Source organism: Streptomyces phytophilus, from assembly GCF_013870535.1.
Classification (GTDB): Bacteria; Actinomycetota; Actinomycetes; order Streptomycetales; family Streptomycetaceae; genus Streptomyces; species Streptomyces phytophilus.
Genome location: NZ_JACBXC010001233.1, coordinates 1 through 1,765, shown reverse-complemented (window position 1 = coordinate 1,765; position 1,765 = coordinate 1). Strand labels below are relative to the sequence as shown.

Annotated in this window: 2 protein-coding genes and 1 pseudogene; all 3 read left to right on the top strand. The window is 73.8% G+C overall.

The genetic code is table 11. The features are described 5' to 3' along the window. A pseudogene (locus H5J30_RS31140) lies at positions 1 to 383 on the top strand (SAM-dependent methyltransferase); the annotation flags it as partial. 71 nt (positions 384 to 454) lie between these two features. Beyond that, complete coding sequence (locus H5J30_RS31135; RefSeq protein WP_181790866.1) at positions 455 to 1,018, top strand: DinB family protein; 564 nt, start codon at positions 455 to 457, stop codon at positions 1,016 to 1,018. Positions 1,019 to 1,182: 164 nt separating this feature from the next. Continuing rightward, positions 1,183 to 1,722, top strand: coding sequence for a SigE family RNA polymerase sigma factor (locus H5J30_RS31130; RefSeq protein ID WP_181790864.1), 540 nt, complete (start codon positions 1,183 to 1,185; stop codon positions 1,720 to 1,722). Positions 1,723 to 1,765 lie beyond the last annotated feature (43 nt).

Below are 1,765 nucleotides of genomic sequence, written 5' to 3'. Positions count from 1 at the left end.
TCGCCGGCCGCGAACCGGGTCGGCAGTGGGACGCCGTCACGCTCGTCGCCGTACTGCACCACATGCCGCTGGTGCCCACCCTGCGCGAGTTGCGCAACTGCCTGGTGCCGGGCGGGCGGCTGATCGTCGTCGGGTGCTACCGCGAGTCCGGGGCCGCCGACATCGCCGCCGCCCTCCCGGCCGCGCTCGCGAACCCGCTCGTCGGGCTGGCCAAGCACCCGGCCCGCGCGGCCACCGCACCCGTGCACATGACCGCGCCCACCACCGAGCCCGGGGAGACCCTGGCCGAGATCCGGAACGCCGCGGCCGCGGAACTGCCGGGCGCGCGGATACGCCGCCGGCTGTTCTGGCGCTACAGCCTCGTCTACGACACACCGGCCTGACGGCCCGCCGCCGCCGCGCGCACGCCGATATTCGCTTGCGTGTCCGGCCGTCGATCAGCATCGTGTGTACGGTGAGTGACGACGAAGCACCCGCGCGGTGGACCGAGGCCAGCGTCTATCCCGACATGTGGGCGGACCCCGACAAGGATCCGCGCAACAACGACTCCAGTCCCGACGGTGAGCTGGCCACGCTGCAGGACTTCCTGGTCAACTACCGGCTCACGCTGAAGATGAAGTGCGAAGGGCTGACCGCCGAGCAGCTGGCGCGCCGTTCCGTGCCGCCGTCGACCATGTCGCTGCTCGGGCTCATACGGCACCTCGCCGAGGTGGAGCGGGACTGGCGCAACTGGGTCGTGCCGGAGAACCCCGCCCCCAAGATCTACGGCGAGCGCGACGCCGACTTCCACGGCGCCGCCGCCGACCAGGCCCTCGTCGACGCGGCCTTCGCCGACCTCGCGCGCGAGCAGGCCGAGTGCGACGCCGTGCTGGCCGCGTACACCGACCTCGGCACCCGGCTGCCCAAGGACGGCACCTCGCTGCGCGAGCTGTGGGTGCACCGCGTCGAGGAGTACGCGCGGCACTGCGGCCATGCGGACCTGCTGCGCGAGTGCGTCGACGGCCGGGTGGGCCAGTAGCGCCGTGCGGCAAGGGGCCGCGCAGCAGGTGGCTATGCAGCAAGTGGCCGTGCGGCGAGCGGCAGTGACGGAAGGCACGTAGCCGAGGCGAGGCAACCCGGCGCGGACCTCATCGCGTTCGACCAGTGTGCGACGTGAAGTGGGGACCGGATGGCAGGCGCAGGATGCTGAGGCGGGGCGGGGCGCAGCCGCCGGGATTCGAGGAGTTCGTGGCGGCCCGCGGGCCGCGGCTGCTCCGCGTCGCCTGGCTGCTCACCGGGGACGCCCAGCTCGCCGAGGACCTGCTGCAGACCGTGCTGGCCAAGGTGTGGCCGAAGTGGGAGCAGATAGCGGACGGCAGCCCCGAGGCGTACGTCCGTACGGCCATGGTGCACACCAACATCTCCTGGTGGCGCCGCCACTGGTGGGGCGAGGTGCCGCACGGCGAACTGCCCGACACGGCCGCGCCGTCGGACGCCTTCGCCCGGGTGGACCTGGAGCAGTCGCTCGCCGCCGCGATACGGCGCCTCCCGCCGCGGCAGCGCGCGGTGGTCGTGCTGCGCTACTTCGAGGACCTGAGCGTCGAGGACACCGCGGCGACCCTCGGCTGCGCGACGGGCACGGTCAAGAGCCAGTCCGCCAAGGCGCTCCGCACGCTGCGCGGGCTGCTGCCCGCGGCCGAGCTGGTGGAGGGCGGTGAGTCCGGTGGCCGGGAACGCGGCTGAGACGGCGGGGGCGGGCTCGGGCGAGCCGGCCGGCTCCGCCGGG